Raw genomic sequence first — 17407 nt, 5'->3', positions numbered from 1 at the left:
CTCATGAGGCTTCGCCTTCTCGACGGCCTGCGGCACAGGCCTCTACGACATCGGGGCCGGTTTGTTTTGTTCGCACCTGCCTGGCAGGAACCGTTGTAGCAGCCGGCCAGCGTCCCACCTACTCTTCCAGCTCCGCCCAGCGCTCCAGCAGCCCGTCCAGTTCCTGCTGCAGGGCCTCCAGGCGAGCCAGGGCCGCACCGGTGACCTCGACCGGTTGCTGATAGAACGCCGGTTGCGAAATCTCCGCCTGCAGTGCTTCGATGCGCTGCTCCACCTCGTCGATCCGGCCCGGCAGCGCTTCCAGCTCACGTTGCAGCTTGTAGCTGAGCTTCTTCTTCGCCGGCGCGGCCTCGGATGGCACTGGCGCGACGACTGCCGCCTGCGCGCTGGCCTTGGCCTCCTTCGCCTCGGCGACGGTTTCGGCGACGCCCAGCAGACGCGGTGAGCCACCCTGGCGCAGCCAGTCCTGATAACCGCCGACGTATTCGCGCACCACGCCGTTGCCCTGGAATACCAGGGTGCTGGTGACCACGTTGTCGAGGAAGGCCCGGTCGTGGCTGACCATCAGCACCGTGCCCTGGAAGCCAAGCAGCACCTCCTCGAGCAGCTCCAGCGTTTCCACGTCCAGGTCGTTGGTCGGCTCGTCGAGCACCAGCAGGTTGGCCGGCTTGCTGAACAGCTTGGCGAGCAAGAGCCGTGCCCGTTCGCCGCCGGACAACGCCTTGACCGGCGTGCGCGCCCGTTGCGGGCTGAACAGGAAGTCGCCGAGGTAGCTCAGCACATGGCGGTTCTGGCCATCGATGGTGATGAATTCGCGGCCCTCGGCGAGGTTGTCGACCACGGTCTTTTCCAGCTCCAGCTGGTGACGCAATTGGTCGAAATACGCCACTTCGAGCTTGGTGCCGATCTCGATGACGCCGCTGCTGGGCTGCAGTTCGCCCAGCAGCAGCTTGAGCAGCGTGGTCTTGCCGGTGCCGTTGGCGCCGAGCAGGCCGATACGGTCGCCACGCTGGATCACCATGGAGAAATCGCGGATCAGCGGCTCGCCGCCGGGATGGGCGAAGCTCACGTGCTCGGCGACGATCACCTGCTTGCCGGACTTCTCCGCCACCTCCACCTGGAAGCTGGCCTTGCCCTGCCGCTCGCGGCGTTCGCTGCGCTCGACACGCAGCGCCTTGAGCGCGCGCACGCGGCCTTCATTACGGGTACGCCGGGCCTTGATGCCCTGGCGAATCCACACCTCCTCCTGGGCCAACTTCTTGTCGAACAGCGCGTTGGCGGTTTCTTCGGCGGCCAGTTGTTGTTCCTTGTGTACCAGGAAGCTGGCGTAGTCGCCGTTCCAGTCGATCAGGCGACCACGGTCGAGTTCGAGAATGCGCGTCGCCAGGTTCTGCAGGAAGGCCCGGTCGTGGGTGATGAACAGCACGGCGCCGTTGAAACCGGTCAGCGCCTCTTCCAGCCAGGCGATGGCGCCGATGTCCAGGTGGTTGGTGGGCTCGTCGAGCAGCAGCAGGTCGGGCTCGGACACCAGCGCCTGGGCCAGCAGCACGCGCCGCCGCCAGCCGCCGGACAGCTCGGCCAGGGTGCGGTCGGCCGGCAGCTGCAGGCGGCTCAGGGTGCTGTCCACCAGCTGCTGCAAACGCCAGCCGTCCTTCGCTTCGAGGGCCTGCTGGACGTGCATCAGCTTCTCCAGGTCGGCATCGTCGCGGATGTTCTGGCTCAGGTGATGGTATTCGGCGAGCAGCTCGCCGACCCCGGCCAGCCCTTCGGCCACCACATCGAATACCGTGCGGTCGTCCGCGCGCGGCAGTTCCTGCGGCAGTTCGCCGATCTTCAGCCCCGGCGCGCGCCAGATCTCGCCGTCATCGGCAGCCCGGTCGCCCTTGACCAGCCGCAGCATGCTCGACTTGCCGGTGCCGTTGCGGCCGATGATGCAGACCCGCTCGCCCCGCGCGATCTGCCAGGACACTCCATCCAGCAACGGCATGGTGCCGTAGGCCAGGGACACATCGGTGAACTTGAGCAGGGTCATGGCTACCTCCGGAAAACAGGGCGCGCATTCTAGCAGAAGACGCCCGGCAACCCGGCCGCCATCGGTACGCGCGCTCCGGCTTCGGCGACGCCTGCGCCAGAGCGGTCTTCGAGCATCCAAACCCGCGCCGGAAGGCTATGCTCTTCCGGCAAGATCGCGCCCCGGTCCGATGAGAGAGGCTTCACTTGGCCCCTGCAAGCAAACGCCCATCCGAGATCACTCCCGAAACGCTGCGCCAGCTGGCATTCGATCAAGCCATACGCTGGTCGAGCCGCAACGACGATATCTGGCAGGTCATCGACAATGAGCTCTGGCAGCTCACGCACAACCCCAGCCTGGTGCTCAGCACCGTTCCGGAGCAGGCGCTCGACGAGCTGTTGAACCGCAGCGACTGCCACCAGCTGGTACAGGACATCGTCCAGGAGCAACGGGCCAGGCTGGAGCGGCCGACCTGGTTCGCCGGCCAGGCGCACGCGCAGACGCTCGGACGGGTCGCCTACTTCTCCATGGAATACATGCTCAGCGAGGCCCTACCGATCTACTCCGGCGGGCTCGGCAACGTCGCCGGCGACCAGCTCAAGGCGGCCAGCGATCTCGGCGTGCCGGTCACCGCCGTGGGCATGCTCTGGCAGCATGGCTACTTCCGCCAGGGCATCGGCCCGGATGGCAGCCAGCAGGAGCTGTATCCGGTCAACGACACGCGGCAGTTACCCATCGAGCCGCTGCGCGACGCCACCGGCAAGCCGCTGCGGCTGGCGATCCATCTGCCCGGCGTGCAAATCTGGCTGCGCGGCTGGCAGGCCATCGTCGGCCGCAACCGGCTGCTGCTGCTCGATACCAACGACCCGGCGAACCCGCCGCTGGCGCGGCTGATCAGCAGCGAGCTGTACGGCGGCGACAACGAGATGCGCCTGCGCCAGGAACTGGTGCTGGGCATCGGCGGCTGGCGCTTGCTGGAAGCCGCCGGGCTGCAGCCCGACGTGCTCCACCTGAACGACGGGCACGCGGCGTTCGCAGTGCTGGAGCGGGCCCGCAGCCACATGGTGCGCGAGCAGGTCTCCTTCGCCGTCGCCCTCGGCGCGACCCGCGCGGGCAACCTGTTCACCACCCATACGCCGGTGGAGGCCGGTTTCGATCGCTTCCCCGCCGAGCTGGTCGGCAAGTACCTGGGGCGCTACGCCAAGTACGAACTGGGCATTTCGCTGCAGGCCCTGCTGGCGATGGGCCGCAAGCAGCCACAGGACCCGCGCGAACCGTTCAACATGGCCTATCTGGCCACGCGCGGGGCCGGAGCCGTCAACGCGGTCAGCCAACTGCACGGCCACACCAGCCGCTTCATCTTCCGCGAGCTGTTCCCGCGCTGGCCGATCGACGCGGTGCCCGTCGGCCACGTCACCAATGGCATTCACCTGCCGACCTGGGTTTCACCGAACGCCGAAGCCCACTGGCACGAGCTGCACGGTGACGACACGCCCTGGCGCGGTACCGACAAGGTATCGGTGGCCGAACTGCTCGCCAGGGTCGACGACCGCTGGCTATGGCAGATTCGCCAGCACGCCCGTAGCGACCTGCTCGCCTTCGTCCGCAGCCACCTGGCGCGCAGCCTCGCCGTGCACGGCGCCTCGCCGAGCGAAATCGAAATGGCCGGCACCCGCCTGCATCCGGAGCGCCTGACGCTCGGCTTCGCCCGCCGCTTCGCCAGCTACAAACGGCCCAACCTGCTGCTGCACGACCCGCAACGGCTGGCGCGCATCCTCACCCACACGCAACACCCCGTGCAGCTGCTGGTCGCCGGCAAGGCGCACCCGGCCGACCGTGCCGGCCAGGCGCTGCTGAGCGAGTGGCAGCGCTTCGCTGCGCGTGCCGATATCGCCGGCCGCGTGGTGTTCCTCGAGGACTACGACATGCGTATCGCGCGGCATCTGGTACAGGGCGTCGACGTCTGGCTGAACACGCCGCGACGGCCCTGGGAGGCCAGCGGCACGAGCGGCATGAAGGTGCTGGCCAACGGCGGGCTGAACCTTTCCCAGCTCGACGGCTGGTGGGCCGAAGCCTATGCGGCCGACCTCGGCTGGGCGGTGGGCGACGGCCTGGAGCACGAACCCGCCCACGACGCGATGGACGCCGAACAGCTCTACCGGCTGCTCGAGGAGGAAATCGTGCCCGCCTTCTATACACGCGATGCGGACGGTACGCCTAACGCCTGGGTGCAACGCATGCGGCGCAGCATGAGCGCCCTGGTGGAACGCTTCTCCGCCGACCGCACGGTGCGCGAATACACCGAGCGCTACTACCTGCCACTGGCCATGGCCTATCGCGAGCGCTGTGCCGAAGGCTCGGCGCGGGCCCGCGAACTGGCGCGCCAGGTGACCTGCCTGCGTGGCTACTGGCACGAGCTGGCCTTCACCCGGCTGGAATGGCTGACCGCAGGCGATCGCTACCGGGTCGAGGCGCGGCTGCACCTGGGCCACATCGAGCCACAGCAGATCGCCGTCCAGCTGTTTGCCGAACCGGGCGAGATCCGGCCGCTCGATCTGGTCCAGCACGACGGTCCGTTCGCCGTCTTCCAGGGCGAGCTGCCCGTCACCCGTCCGGCCGCGGACTACACCGCGCGGGTGGTCCCCAGCGCCGACCTGGGATTGAACGTGCCGCTGGAGCTTGCGCTGATTCTCTGGCAGCGGTGACGCACGGCACGGGCTGCCCGCGGTTCAGGCATCGACCACCAGGTGATAGCCGACCCCGGCTTCGGTCACGATGTACCGCGGCGCGGCGGGATCGTCGCCGAGCTTGCGCCGGAGATGGCCGATCACCACCCGCAAATAGTGGCTGTCGCCGCTGTGGCTCGGCCCCCAGATATCCTTCAGCAACTGCTGCTGGGTCACGACCCGGCCGCCATGGCGCGCCAGCTCCGCCAGCACCGCATACTCCTTGCGCGTAAGGCTCATTTCGCGGTCGTGCAGGCTGACACGCCGATAGGCGAAGTCGATGCACAACGGCCCGGCAACCACCTGGGCCGCCATGCCGGCGGAAGATTGCGGCTGGCGCAGCAGCGCCCGTACCCGAGCGAGGAATTCCTGGATGCCGAAAGGCTTGGTGACGTAATCATTGGCGCCGGCATCGAGCGCCATGACCTTCTCCGCCTCGCTGGAGCGCACCGACAGCACGATCACCGGTACCTGGCTCCAGCCGCGCAGCTCCCGCAGGACGGCCTGGCCATCCATATCCGGCAGGCCGAGGTCGAGCACTACCAGGTCCGGCTGGTCCAGCGCGGCGCGGGCCAGGCCGTCGCGGCCGTCGCTTCCCTCGACGACCCGGTAACCCTGCGAACCGAGGCTGATGCGCAGGAATTTCCGGATCTGCGGTTCATCGTCGATGATCAGTACGCTTGCCGAATCGCCAGTCACGAAAGGTCTTTCTCCATCTCCATCTCCGGCTGGGGCTGCAGCGGCAGCTCCAGCGTCACACTGGCGCCGCGACCGCCGAGTCCCTCGCCGACGGAGACGCGCCCGCCATGGGCACCGATCATGCCCTGGCAGATGGCCAGGCCCAACCCGGTGCCCGGCCCGCCCCGGTCGCCACGCGCCGCCGTATAGAACATATCGAAGATCTTCTCCCGCTCCGCCTCCGGAATACCGGGCCCCTCGTCGCTGACGATGAAACGCAGCGTCCCGGGCGCGGCCGTGACCGCGACCTGCAGGGCGCCTCCGGGCGCGGAGAACCGCGCGGCATTTTCCAGCACGTTGACCAGCGCCTGTTCGATCAGCGCCGGATGGACGTACAGCAACGGCAGCACGTCGGGCAGTATGACCTCGACCCTGAGTTCGGCAAGGACCCGCTGCAGGCGTTGCAGGGCACCGGCGACGATATCCGCCGGCGCCACCCAGTCGCGGATGAGCTTGAGCCCGCCATGTCCCAGGCGTGTCATGTCCAGCAGGTTCTGGATGTAGCGATCCAGGCGCTCGGCCTCGTCACGGGTCGCCTCGAGCAACTCCTGCCGGTCGGCTTCGCTCATGCGGTGCCCCAGGCTCGCCAGGCTGTCGATGGAACCGCGCATGGCCGTCAGCGGCGTGCGCAGGTCATGCGAGACGGAGGCCAGCAGGGCGCTGCGCAGCTCTTCGGTCTGGCCGTGCAGACGAGCCGCCTCGAGTTCGTCGGCGAGCGTCGCGCGTCCCAGCGCCTGTGCCAGCGGTTGCGCCAGCGCCGCGATGAGCCGGCGCTTCTGTGGCGCCAGCTGCCCAGCGCCGACCGGCCGGATGCCAAGCAGGCCCAGCGATTGCCCGTCGCCGCTCAAGGGCAGCCACCACCACTGCCCGCCCGGCAAGGTGTCGGTGCCCTGCCCCGCGGCCTGCCCATGCTTCCAGGCCCACTCGGCTGCGGCCTGCGCCTGATCGTCCAGGGCTGGCGGGGCATCCCCCCGGAACGTCCATTCCGCCTGCCGGGTGCGCGTCGCCACCACCGCCTCCAGGTCCGACAGCAGTTGCAGCTGATGGACCGCGACGGCGCAGACGGCCTGCACGTCGGTGGCAGCGCTCAACCGGCGCGAGAGATCGAGCAAGGCCGTCGTCTCCGCCTGGGTCTGGCGCAGGGCCTGCAGCTGGCGGCGCTGGCGACTGGCGAGGTTTCCGGCGAGGACCGCCATCAGCAGGAAGAACAGCAGCGTCAGGACGTCTTCCTGGCGAGCCACGATGAAGGTGAAGGTCGGCGGAATGAACAGGAAATCGTAGAAGAGAAACGACAGCCCCGCGCACGCCAGCGCCGGGCCGAGGCTGCTGCGCACGGCCACCACCAGCACGGCAGCCAGGAACACCAGCGAAATGTTCGGCAGCGCCAGGTAGCGCGACAACACCAGCGCGGCGCCGGTCGCCACCAGCGTCGCCAGCACCGCCAGGAGATAGGTGCGCCAGTCCAGCGGCGCCTTCCCCGGGCGCGCGCCCCGCGACAGGCCCGGCTTCTGGTCCAGGATGCTGACTTCCAGCCCCTGCCCCATGGCGATGAGCTGCTCGGCGACCGAGCGGCCGGCCCGGCCCTTCCAGCGCCAGCGCGGGCGAGCGCTCCGGCCGACCAGCAGCAGCGTCGCGCGGCGCTCGTGCGCATGATCGACCAGCGTGCGCGCCACACGCTCGCCACGCAGCTCCACCACCTCGCCGCCCAGCCGCTCGGCCAGCTGCTGGGCGGCCTGGAGGCACCCCAGTTCGGCCTCGCCCCGGCTCGCGCCGATATTCACATGAACCACCGACCAGGGCAGATGCCGGCGCTCCGCCACCCGCGCGGCATGGCGTACCAGGCCTTCGGCGGCATCGTCGCCCTCGATGCCCACCAGCAGGCGTCCGCGAACCGCAGGGGCCGGTTGGCCCTGCAGCCGGTAGCGGCGATGCAGGTCGGCGTCCACCCGCGCGGCGGCCGTCTGCATCGCCAGCTCGCGCAAGGCGGTCAGGTTGGTCTGGGTGAAGAATGCGTCGATGGCCGCGCGGGCCTGCTCCGGCACGTAGACCTTGCCTTCGCGTAGCCGCTCCAGCAGCTCGCGGGGCGGCAGATCGATCAGCAGGATGTCGTCCGCCTCCTGCAGAACCCAGTCCGGGACCGTTTCCCGAACCTGCACCCCGGTGATGGCGCGGACCTGGTCGTTCAGGCTTTCCAGATGCTGCACGTTGACGGTGGTGTAGACGTCGATACCTGCTTCGAGCAGCTCCAGCACGTCCTGCCAGCGCTTGCTGTGGCGGCTGCCGGGGGCATTGCTGTGCGCCAGCTCGTCCACCAGCGCCACGCTCGGTCGCGCCGCCAGCAGCCCATCGAGATCCATCTCGAGCAGCGTGACGCCCCGGTACTCGCTGCGCAGCAGCGGCTGCTCGGGCAGCCCGACGAGCATCGCCTCGGTTTCGGCGCGGCCATGGGTCTCGACCACGCCGGCCCGCAGGGTGCGGCCGAGACGCCGTTGGCGCTGCGCGGCCTGGAGCATGGCGTAGGTCTTGCCTACGCCCGGAGCCGCGCCAAGGAACACCTTGAGGCGGCCGCGCCCCTCCCGTGGCACCTCGTCGAGCAGCGCGTCCGCGCGCAGGGCATCGCTCATTCGGATCACTCGCTGGAATCAGGCAAGCGATTGTCGGCCAATGCCAGGTTCAGGGCCAGTACGTTCACCACCGCCGGCCCTACCAGCGGTGCCGTCAGCTGCGCCAGCAACAGGCGCTCCAGGCGCTCGGCCGGAATGCTCCGGGCCGCCGCGACACGGGCGGCCTGGAAGCGCGCGGCCGCCAGCGTCAGGTGCGGGTCGAGCCCGCTGCCCGAGGCCGTCACCAGCTCCATCGGTGCCGGTTGCACGGCGCTACCGGCCCAGTCCCGCACGCGTTCGCGAACCTGGGCGGCCAGTTCGGGGTTGCTTGGCGCCAGGTTGCTGGCAGCGCTGGCGACGGTTGCGTAGTCCCCCGCCGAGGGGCGCGGGTGGAACCACTGCGGCCCCTCGAACGCCTGGGCCAACAGGGCGCTGCCACGCACCTGCCCGGTCGCATCGCGAACCAGGCTGCCGTTGGCCTGCTCGGCGAAGGCCAGCTGCGCCACCGCGGTGACGGACAGTGGATAGGCGACGCCCGTGATGAGCGTCATCAGGATCAGCGAGGCAATCGCCGGACGAACGTATTCGAACATTTTTCTCATCTCCAGAAGCCGCGCCGTCATGGCGCGGCGGGCTTCAGGCCAGGCCGACCGCGGTCAGCAAGAGGTCGATCAACTTGATCCCGACGAAGGGCGCGACCAGACCGCCCAGGCCGTAGACCAGCAGGTTGCGCCGCAGCAGGCTGGCCGAGTCGGCGGCCTGCACCTGCACGCCACGCAGCGCCAGCGGGATCAGGCCGACGATGATCAGCGCATTGAAGACGATGGCCGACAGGATGGCGCTCTCGGAACTGTGCAACTGCATCAGGTTCAGGACCGAGAGCTGCGGATAGATGCCGATGAACAGCGCCGGCAGGATGGCGAAATATTTCGCCACATCGTTGGCGACCGAGAAGGTCGTCAGCGCTCCCCGGGTCACCAGCAGCTGCTTGCCCACCTGTACCACGTCGAGCAGCTTGGTCGGATCGGAGTCCAGATCGACCAGGTTCGCCGCCTCGCGCGCCGCCTGGGTGCCGTCGTTCATCGCCATGCCGACATCGGCCTGCGCCAGCGCTGGCGCATCGTTGGCGCCGTCGCCGCACATGGCGACCATCTTGCCCTCGGCCTGCTCCTGACGAATGCGCTGCAGCTTCTTCTGCGGCGTCGCTTCGGCAATCACGTCATCGACGCCCGCCTCGGCCGCAATCGCGGCGGCCGTCAGCGGGTTGTCGCCGGTGACCATCACCGTGCGAATGCCCAGCTGGCGCAGCTCGGCGAAGCGTTCGCGGATGCCCGGCTTGACCACATCCTTGAGATGGATGGCGCCCAGCAGCCGCTCATCGGCACACACCAGCAGGGGCGTGCCGCCGCTCTGGGCAATCTTCTCGACCTCGCGTGCGAGTACCGGCGGCACCTGTTCGGGGCCCATGCCCAGGTGACCGAGCACGGCGTCCACCGCCCCCTTGCGATAGCGCCGGCCCTGGTAGTCGGCACCGGAGAGGCGGGTTTCCGCGCTGAACGGGATGCTGCTCACCGCCTGCCCGACCGGCTCCGTCATCGGTGCCAGGGCGCGCAGGTATTCGACGATGGACTTGCCTTCGGCCGTGTCGTCGGCCAGCGACGACAGCAGCGCGGCATGCGACAGCTCCGTGGCCGACACGCCCGGCGCCTTCACCATCGCGCTGCAGCGCCGGTTGCCGAAGGTGATGGTGCCGGTCTTGTCCAGCAGCAGCACCTGGACATCGCCCGCCGCCTCCACCGCCCGGCCGGACTTGGCGATGACGTTGAGGCGCACCAGGCGGTCCATGCCGGCGATGCCGATGGCCGACAGCAAGCCGCCGATGGTGGTGGGGATCAGCGTCACCAGCAGCGCGACCAGGTACACCAGCGGCAGATCGCCCCCGGCGAAACGGGCGAAGGGCTGCAAGGTGGCGACCACCACGAGGAAGATCAGCGTCAGCCCGATCAGCAGGACGTCCAGGGCGACCTCGTTGGGAGTCTTCTGCCGCTTGGCCCCTTCGACCAGGGCGATCATCCGGTCCAGCGTGGACTCGCCCGGGTCGCTGCCGATGCGCACCAGCAGCCAGTCCGATACCACGCGGGTGTTGCCGGTGACCGCCGAGCGGTCTCCTCCCGATTCGCGGATGACCGGCGCCGACTCGCCGGTGATCGCCGCCTCGTTGACGGCGGCGATACCTTCGATGACCTCCCCGTCGCCCGGGATAAGTTCGCCGGCCTCGACCCGCACCACGTCGCCGCGGCGCAGGCTGCTCGCCGGCACCTGCCGGTACTCGCCGCCGGCGCTCCGCAGGCGCGCTTCGAGCCCTTGCGTGCCGGCCTTGAGGCTGTCGGCACGGGCCTTGCCACGTCCCTCGGCAAGCGCTTCGGCAAAGTTGGCGAACAGCACGGTGAACCACAGCCACAGGGCGATCTGCACCGCCACCGCACGGATCACCGCGGCATCCGGCACGAAGCACAGCAGGGTGGTGACGATGGCGGTGAGCTCGACCACCAGCATCACCGGCGAGCGCGCGAGCTGCCGCGGGTCGAGCTTGACCAGGGCCTGGCGCAACGCCGGCTTGTACAGCATGGCGAACGAAGTGGCGGGTTGTTGCTCGGCACTGTCGAGTGCCGTTTGACGGACGTTCATCGTGACCTTCCTCAGAAACCTTGCAGCAAGACGAAGTGTTCGGCGATCGGGCCCAGCGCCAGCGCCGGCAGGAATGTCAGCCCGCCGACCAGCAGGATCACCACCGTCAACAGGGTCACGAACAGCGGCCCATGGGTCGGAAAGCTGTTCGCATCGACCGGCGCGCGCTGCTTGGCCGCCAGGCTGCCGGCGATGGCCAGCACGGGCAGGATGAATCCGAAGCGGCCCAGCAGCATGGCGAGCGCGATCATCAGGTTGTGGTAGGTGGTGCCGGCACCGAATCCGGCGAACGCCGAGCCATTGTTGCCGGTGCCCGAGGTGTAGGCGTAGAGAATCTGGCTCAGGCCATGCGGGCCGGGGTTGCCGATCGACGCGGCCGCTCCCGGCAGGCTGACCCCCAGCGCCGCCAGCACCAGCACGCCCACCGGCATGACCAGCAGCGTCGCCACCAGCAGGCGGACTTCGCGTGCCTCGAGCTTCTTGCCGAGGTACTCCGGCGTGCGGCCGATCATCAGCCCGGCCAGGAAAACCGTGACCAGCACGAACAGCAGCATGCCGTACAGGCCCGCGCCGACACCGCCGAAGACGATCTCGCCGAGCATCATGTTGAACAGCGCCACCATGCCCCCGAGCGGGCTGAAACTGTCGTGCATGGCGTTGACCGAGCCGTTCGACGCCGCGGTCGTGGTGACCGCCCACAACGCCGAGGCGGCGATGCCGAGACGGCTTTCCTTGCCTTCGAGCGACCCCTGCTGCTCCACCGCCAGCTCGGCGAAAGCCGGGTTGGGTTGGTGTTCGGCGACCAGGGCGGTGCCCAGGCCGAGAACGAACAGCAACAGCATGCAGGCGAGAATCGCCCGGCTCTGGCGCAGGTCGCGCACGTAGTGGCCGAACATGAATACCAGCGCCGCCGGAATCAGCAGGATCGAGACCACCTCCAGCAGGTTGCTCCAGGCCGTCGGATTCTCGAACGGATGCGCCGAGTTGACACCGAAGAAGCCGCCGCCGTTGGTACCCAGTTGCTTGATCGCGATCTGGCTGGCCGCCGGGCCCAGCGGGATGCTCTGCTCGGCACCCTGCAGGGTGATCGCCTGGGTGTAGTCGGCCAGACTCTGCGGTACGCCCTGCCACACCAGCAGCAACGCGAGGACCAGGCTGAACGGCAACAGGCCATAGAGCACGGCGCGGGTCACATCGACCCAGAAATTGCCGATCACGTTGGTGCTGCGGCGCAACAGCGCGCGGCAGAACACCACGAGCACCGCCAGGCCGACCGCCGGGCTGACGAAGTTCTGCACGCCGAGCCCGAGCATCTGGCTGAAATAGCTGAGCTGGGCTTCACCGCTGTAGGCCTGCCAGTTGGTGTTGGTGACGAAGCTCACCGCCGTGTTGAGCGCCAGGTGCCATTCGAGACCCGGCAACTTCTGCGGGTTGAGCGGCAACTGCCCCTGCAGCATCAGCATCGCGAACAGCCCCAGCAGACTGGCCGCGGTCAGGCCGAGCAAGGCCAGGCTGTAGCTCTTCCAGCTCTGCTCACGCTCCTGATCGATGCCGGCGGCGCGGTAACACAGCCGCTCGACCGGCCCCAGCACGGGCGTCAACCAGGTCCGCTGGCCTTCCATGGCCCGGAACAGGTAGCGCCCGAGCCAGGGGGCCGGCGCCAGCACGAGGAGGAAAAAGGCCGCAAGCAGCCAGTAATCGTTGGCGTGCATGCGACCCCCTAGCTACGTTCGGCGCGCAACAGCGCAACCAGCAGGTAGAAGAAAAGGACGATGGCCAGGCCCAGTGCGAGCCCGTCGAGTATGGTCATGGGTGATCCGCTCCGTATGACGCGTCAATGCGTGTAGGCGAAGTGTCGGAGCAGTCGGCGTAAAGATTCGATTGCGCAGCCGGCAGGGCGGCGTAAAGAAAGCGTATTTTTTAAGCGGCGATCGAGCGGGTTTTCACAGCACCTGCGATTTCTTCCGGGGGCAGTCGACGCTCACCGCCGTTGGCGCGATCGAGCCGACCTCCGACCAGCAACGGACGTCGAAGCGGAACACGGCGACCGCGCAGGTCGGCAAATGGGTGATGTCGTGCCTGAAGCGATGGGCAAGCTCGCTGAGCTGCGGATTGTGTCCGACGAGCAGCACGCTCTGCAGCTCATCGTCGAGATGCTGAACGATTCGCAACAGGTCATTCGCCTGGCAGGCGTACAGCTGCTCGTCGATCACCAGGTCCTTGCGGCGATAGCCCAGCATCCTGGCCAGTGCCCGGGCGGTGGCAAGAGCCCGCAAGGCGGGGCTGGTGACGATCAGGTCGACCTTGCAGCCGGATCGGGCGAGGCGTTTGCCCATGACCATCAGCTGCTTTCTGCCCCGCTCGCTCAGGGCCCGCTCTCGATCCGGCAGCGACAGGTCGCTCTTGCGCGTCTTGGCATGACGGACCAGGACCAGCGTTTTGTGTGTACCGACCTTGATGGGAAGCCCGGATAGTGTCTTCACGTCGTATTCCGCCTCGCTTTCTGGCGGCCTGTGCGGCAGGCCCGGCCTGACTGAAGAATAGTGAATGGCGCCGTTCCGATTTCGGCACCCGTGCAGCAGGCGAGCGCCCGGCGCGCGCCATGCCACTCATGCCTCCACTAATTGCTCCAGGCGCAAGCCGACCTGCCGGGCCCCTTCGGAGAGTTCGGCAATCAGCTCGATCAACCGGTGAAGCGCGAATACGTCCGTTGCCGCCAACTGGTTTTCCAGGCCGATCAGCACCCCGGCCGCTTCGTCCCTTCGCCGTTTCGACGCCTCGTCGAGGTTGATCAGTTCGGCGAGCATGGCCTCGACCTTGCCCACCTCGCGGCCACGAAAACCGCTTTCCAGCAGTTCGTCGAGCTCATCCACAAGCGCCATGGCCTGCGCAACGGCATCCACGGCACGCGCCAGATGTAGCCGCACCCCATCCTGCAACGGCAGCGGCACGGACATCTGGCGCAGCGATACCAGGCGAGCGATTTCGCCGGGGCGCGTCCCCAGGTGGCTCTGGACACGCAACAGATCGAGCAGATCCGCACGGGGCACCGGCATGAACAGCGAACCGGGCAGGTGCAGGCACAGGTTCCTGGCAACCCGGTCGGCTTCTTGCCGCAGCTCCTGGAGCTGTTGTTCGAGTTGCCCGGCACGGCGCCAGTCGCCGTCGCCGGCCGCCCTCATGAAAGGCAACAACAGCTTCGCGCCGGCGTGCACCTGAGCGAAGTGCTGCTGCAACTGGGCGAATGGCGAACGGGCGATCAGTTCGGACAGGTATTTTGCAGGCATCCGGCACCTCTCCCTGCGAGTCAAGGGGGTATTCATGTAATGCCGATTGAATGCCCTGCAGGGTTACCAATACATGACAGGAGGACGAAAGACCCGGCTCAGCCAGCTGCAGGCGGAACGCTTCCCGGGCGAGGCAGTCATTTAGTGAACGACTCCCTACCGAGGCAAGCAGCCATGAACCGATTGTTCGACAAGACGCCCCCACAGAATGTCCACGGCTGGGAGCGGGCTGCCTCACTGGCCGGCGGGCTGGTGCTGCTGGGCAAGGGGCTGCGCCGCGGCGGCCTCGGCGGGCTGCTGGAACTGGCGATGGGCGGCATGGCGCTCGCGCGTGGCATCAGCGGGCGCTGCGAGGCCAAGCGCATGCTGACCGAACGGGAGGCGAAACCGGCGCTGCCCAGCCAGCGCTACAGCCATATGCCGCTGGATTCGGAAGTGCACAGTCCGGACTTCGCCGACGAAGGCGTGCAATTGCCCGACACCACGCCGATGGGCCATGAAACCCACCCGACGCCGCGCGGCAGCCTGAAGCCTGAAGCCTGAAGCCTGAAGCACCGTAGCGTGGACCGGGCGGCGTTCCGCTTCAGCCCACCAGAGCGGGCCCTGTCGGTGGGCTGAAGCCCGCCCTACAGCCTGAAGATCAAAAGCATCGCCGCGGGTCGCGCCTCCCACAGGGGCGCCGTGTGTGCTGGCGGCTTTTTGTGGGAGGCCCGACCTCGGGGCGATGCAGGCCGCAAGGCCTGCCAAAGAGCCACTAAAAATGTTGAATCACCCCTGCCCCATCAGCCGCCCCTGGTTCTGCTGTGCCATCTCCTTGAGGTAGTCCCAGGTGGTGCGCATGCGCGCCAGGTCCTTGAACTCGATGGGCATCAGCATCCAGAAGGTGCGGGTGAAGCTGATTTCAGCGGGCAGCAGCAACTGCAGGCGCGGGTCGGCATCGGCCGAGAAGGCCGGCAGAATGGCAATCCCCGCGCCCATCGCCACCGCTTCCTGCTGGGCCAGCAGGCTGGTGCTGCGCAGGCCGACGGCACGCGCATCGGCGATGCCATCGAGGAACAGCAGCTCCTTGCTGAACAGCAGGTCGTCCACATAGCTGACGAAGCGATGCCCGGCGAGGTCTTCACGGCTGCGGATCGGCGCGTGCCCGGCCAGGTAGCCTGGTGCCGCATACAGTCGCAGCACGTAGTCGGTGAGCCGGCTGATGATGAACGGTCCGCGTTCCGGGCGCTCCAGGGTGATGACGATGTCCGCCTCGTGGCGCGACAGGCGCACCGCGCGCGGCAGCGCCAGCAGGTCGATGTTCAGGTGCGGGTAGCGCTGGCTGAGCCCGGTGAGCTGGCCGGCGAGCATCACGATGCCATAGCCTTCGGTCGCGCCGATACGCACCTGCCCGGAAAGGCTGTCGCCGATGCTGGGCAGGGAGTGTTCGATCGCCACGCTGGCACTTTCCATCGCCTCGACCCGCGGCAGCAGGCTGCGCCCGGCCTCGGTGAGCTTGTAGCCGCCCGGCTCGCGTAGAAAAAGCTGCAGGCCCATGCTTTTTTCCAGCGCCTGCAGCCGCCGCGACACGGTGGTGTGGTCGACCGCCAGCCGGCGCGCCGCGGTCGTCAGCCGCCCCGCCCGCGCGACTTCGAGAAAATAACGCAGATTGTCCCAGTCCATGGTCGACCTTCCTGTGCATTTATGCAGAGCGACTCTGCAGTCGACCGCATTGTAATGTGATTTTTTGCATTGCTACATTCAATACAACCCTCGCAGCTGTCCGCGAGCCAATAACAACAACAGTGCCTGAGTCAGGCCGGAGAGCACTATGACCACTTCCAGTTCCATTTCTACCGTCAAACTGCTGATCGACGGGCAATTCGTCGAATCCACCACCGGGCAATGGCGCGACATCGTCAACCCGGCGACCCAGGAAGTCCTGGCGCGGGTGCCGTTCGCCACCGCCGCGGAAATCGACCGCGCCGTCGCCAGCGCCAAGGAAGCCTTCAAGAGCTGGCGCAAGACGCCCATCGGCGCGCGGGCGCGGATCTTCCTCAAATACCAGCAGCTGATTCGCGAGAACATGAAGGAACTGGCGGCGATCCTCACCGCCGAACAGGGCAAGACCCTGGCCGACGCCGAGGGCGACGTCTTCCGCGGCCTGGAGGTGGTCGAGCATGCCGCCGGCATCGGCAACCTGCAGCTCGGCGAGCTGGCCAACAACGTCGCCAGCGGGGTCGACACCTACACCCTGCTGCAACCGCTGGGCGTCTGCGCCGGCATCACCCCGTTCAACTTCCCGGCGATGATCCCGCTGTGGATGTTCCCGATGGCCATCGCCACCGGCAACACCTTCGTCCTCAAGCCCTCCGAACAGGACCCGATGGTCACCATGCGCCTGGCCGAGCTGGCGCTGGAAGCCGGCGTGCCGCCGGGCGTGCTCAACGTGGTGCACGGCGGTGCCGAGGCGGTGAACGCCATCTGCGACCATCCGGACATCAAGGCGGTGTCCTTCGTCGGCTCGACCAAGGTCGGCACCCACGTCTACAACCGCGCCTCCCTGGCCGGCAAGCGCGTGCAGTGCATGATGGGCGCGAAGAACCACGCCATCGTGCTGCCCGATGCGCACAAGGAGCAGACCCTCAACAACCTCGCCGGCGCGGCCTTCGGCGCGGCCGGCCAGCGCTGCATGGCGCTGTCGGTGGTGATCCTGGTGGGCGAGGCGCAGGCCTGGATTCCGGACCTGGTGGCCAAGGCCAGGACGCTCAAGGTCAACGCCGGCGTCGAGGCCGGCACCGATGTCGGCCCGCTGGTCTCCTGCGCGGCGCTGGATCGCGTCAGCGGGCTGATCGAACGCGGCGTGCAGGAAGGCGCCAAGCTGGAGCTGGACGGCCGCAACCCGAGCGTCGCCGGCTACGAGAACGGCAACTTCGTCGGCCCGACCCTGTTCTCCGGCGTCACCCCCGAGATGAGCATCTACCGCGAGGAAATCTTCGGCCCGGTGCTCTGCATCATGGCGGCCGACACCATGGACGACGCCATCGCCCTGATCAACGCCAACCCCAACGGCAACGGCACCGCCATCTTCACCCGCTCCGGCGCGGCGGCGCGGCACTTCCAGGAGGAGATCGACGTCGGCCAGGTGGGCATCAACGTGCCGATCCCGGTGCCGGTGCCGATGTTCTCCTTCACCGGCTCGCGCGCCTCCAAGCTCGGCGACCTAGGCCCCTACGGCAAGCAGGTGGTGCAGTTCTACACCCAGACCAAGACCATCACCGAACGCTGGTTCGACGAGAACGAGGTCGGCGGCCCGGTCAACACCACCATCAACCTGAAGTGACATCACCCACCGGGCCGGCGGACGCGCCGGCC

General features: G+C 67.9%; 13 protein-coding genes. 3 read left to right on the top strand and 10 right to left on the bottom strand.

Annotation, left to right across the window (positions count from 1 at the left end):
• Positions 1 to 118 precede the first annotated feature (118 nt).
• A complete protein-coding gene (locus CXK94_RS06430) occupies positions 119 to 2032 on the bottom strand; it encodes an ATP-binding cassette domain-containing protein (protein ID WP_102893684.1) in 1914 nt (637 codons plus the stop codon).
• A 185-nt stretch (positions 2033 to 2217) separates the two neighbouring features.
• On the opposite strand from CXK94_RS06430, the gene glgP reads away from it, so the two are divergent.
• A complete protein-coding gene (gene glgP, locus CXK94_RS06425; protein ID WP_102893683.1) occupies positions 2218 to 4716 on the top strand; it encodes an alpha-glucan family phosphorylase in 2499 nt (832 codons plus the stop codon).
• 24 nt (positions 4717 to 4740) lie between these two features.
• Here the strand turns inward: glgP and CXK94_RS06420 are convergent, their stop codons facing one another.
• The 8 genes from CXK94_RS06420 to CXK94_RS06385 all read right to left on the bottom strand — a co-directional run bounded on the left by CXK94_RS06420 (position 4741) and on the right by CXK94_RS06385 (position 14053).
• Complete coding sequence (locus CXK94_RS06420) at positions 4741 to 5436, bottom strand: response regulator (protein ID WP_102893682.1); 696 nt, start codon at positions 5434 to 5436, stop codon at positions 4741 to 4743.
• Entirely contained in the window at positions 5433 to 8099 is a 2667-nt protein-coding gene (locus tag CXK94_RS06415) for a sensor histidine kinase (RefSeq protein ID WP_102893681.1), read from the bottom strand. Before CXK94_RS06415 ends, CXK94_RS06420 begins: the two co-directional genes overlap by 4 nt.
• 5 nt (positions 8100 to 8104) lie before the next feature.
• Complete coding sequence (gene kdpC, locus CXK94_RS06410) at positions 8105 to 8671, bottom strand: potassium-transporting ATPase subunit KdpC (RefSeq protein ID WP_102893680.1); 567 nt, start codon at positions 8669 to 8671, stop codon at positions 8105 to 8107.
• 43 nt (positions 8672 to 8714) lie between these two features.
• Positions 8715 to 10766, bottom strand: coding sequence for a potassium-transporting ATPase subunit KdpB (gene kdpB, locus CXK94_RS06405; RefSeq protein ID WP_102893679.1), 2052 nt, complete (start codon positions 10764 to 10766; stop codon positions 8715 to 8717).
• An 11-nt stretch (positions 10767 to 10777) separates the two neighbouring features.
• Positions 10778 to 12478 carry a potassium-transporting ATPase subunit KdpA gene (gene kdpA, locus CXK94_RS06400; protein ID WP_102893678.1) on the bottom strand — a complete coding sequence of 567 codons (1701 nt, stop codon included), beginning with the start codon at positions 12476 to 12478 and terminating at the stop codon, positions 10778 to 10780.
• An 8-nt stretch (positions 12479 to 12486) separates the two neighbouring features.
• On the bottom strand, positions 12487 to 12576 hold the full coding sequence (locus CXK94_RS06395; RefSeq protein WP_037045191.1) for a potassium-transporting ATPase subunit F: 90 nt from the start codon (positions 12574 to 12576) through the stop codon (positions 12487 to 12489).
• Between the two features lie 133 nt (positions 12577 to 12709).
• Entirely contained in the window at positions 12710 to 13249 is a 540-nt protein-coding gene (locus CXK94_RS06390) for a SixA phosphatase family protein (RefSeq protein ID WP_256046219.1), read from the bottom strand.
• A gap of 126 nt (positions 13250 to 13375) precedes the next feature.
• Positions 13376 to 14053 (bottom strand): DUF47 family protein, encoded by a 678-nt coding sequence (locus tag CXK94_RS06385; protein WP_256046220.1) that lies wholly within the window; start codon positions 14051 to 14053, stop codon positions 13376 to 13378.
• A 174-nt stretch (positions 14054 to 14227) separates the two neighbouring features.
• Here CXK94_RS06385 and CXK94_RS06380 point away from each other — a divergent pair, with 174 nt between their 5' ends.
• Complete coding sequence (locus tag CXK94_RS06380; protein ID WP_102893676.1) at positions 14228 to 14596, top strand: YgaP-like transmembrane domain; 369 nt, start codon at positions 14228 to 14230, stop codon at positions 14594 to 14596.
• Positions 14597 to 14821: 225 nt separating this feature from the next.
• Here CXK94_RS06380 and CXK94_RS06375 read toward each other — a convergent pair whose 3' ends face one another.
• Entirely contained in the window at positions 14822 to 15715 is an 894-nt protein-coding gene (locus CXK94_RS06375) for a LysR family transcriptional regulator (RefSeq protein ID WP_102893675.1), read from the bottom strand.
• Positions 15716 to 15863: 148 nt separating this feature from the next.
• Here CXK94_RS06375 and CXK94_RS06370 point away from each other — a divergent pair, with 148 nt between their 5' ends.
• Positions 15864 to 17375, top strand: coding sequence for a CoA-acylating methylmalonate-semialdehyde dehydrogenase (locus CXK94_RS06370; protein ID WP_102893674.1), 1512 nt, complete (start codon positions 15864 to 15866; stop codon positions 17373 to 17375).
• Positions 17376 to 17407: the final 32 nt, after the last annotated feature.

This window comes from Stutzerimonas stutzeri (assembly GCF_002890915.1).
Lineage (GTDB): Bacteria > Pseudomonadota > Gammaproteobacteria > Pseudomonadales > Pseudomonadaceae > Stutzerimonas > Stutzerimonas stutzeri_AF.
Note: the sequence above shows the minus strand (reverse complement) of the source record. Positions and strands in the feature narration are given on the sequence as shown.

What these genes read in the sequence shown, in the direction of transcription:
- CXK94_RS06375 (WP_102893675.1), bottom strand. Translation starts at nt 15,715, where the DNA reads ATGGACTGGGACAATCTGCGTTATTTTCTCGAAGTCGCGCGGGCGGGG.
- CXK94_RS06395 (WP_037045191.1), bottom strand. Translation starts at nt 12,576, where the DNA reads ATGACCATACTCGACGGGCTCGCACTGGGCCTGGCCATCGTCCTTTTC.
- CXK94_RS06415 (WP_102893681.1), bottom strand. Translation starts at nt 8,099, where the DNA reads ATGAGCGATGCCCTGCGCGCGGACGCGCTGCTCGACGAGGTGCCACGG.
- CXK94_RS06430 (WP_102893684.1), bottom strand. Translation starts at nt 2,032, where the DNA reads ATGACCCTGCTCAAGTTCACCGATGTGTCCCTGGCCTACGGCACCATG.
- kdpB (WP_102893679.1), bottom strand. Translation starts at nt 10,766, where the DNA reads ATGAACGTCCGTCAAACGGCACTCGACAGTGCCGAGCAACAACCCGCC.
- kdpA (WP_102893678.1), bottom strand. Translation starts at nt 12,478, where the DNA reads ATGCACGCCAACGATTACTGGCTGCTTGCGGCCTTTTTCCTCCTCGTG.
- CXK94_RS06370 (WP_102893674.1), top strand. Translation starts at nt 15,864, where the DNA reads ATGACCACTTCCAGTTCCATTTCTACCGTCAAACTGCTGATCGACGGG.
- CXK94_RS06380 (WP_102893676.1), top strand. Translation starts at nt 14,228, where the DNA reads ATGAACCGATTGTTCGACAAGACGCCCCCACAGAATGTCCACGGCTGG.
- kdpC (WP_102893680.1), bottom strand. Translation starts at nt 8,671, where the DNA reads ATGTTCGAATACGTTCGTCCGGCGATTGCCTCGCTGATCCTGATGACG.
- CXK94_RS06385 (WP_256046220.1), bottom strand. Translation starts at nt 14,053, where the DNA reads ATGCCTGCAAAATACCTGTCCGAACTGATCGCCCGTTCGCCATTCGCC.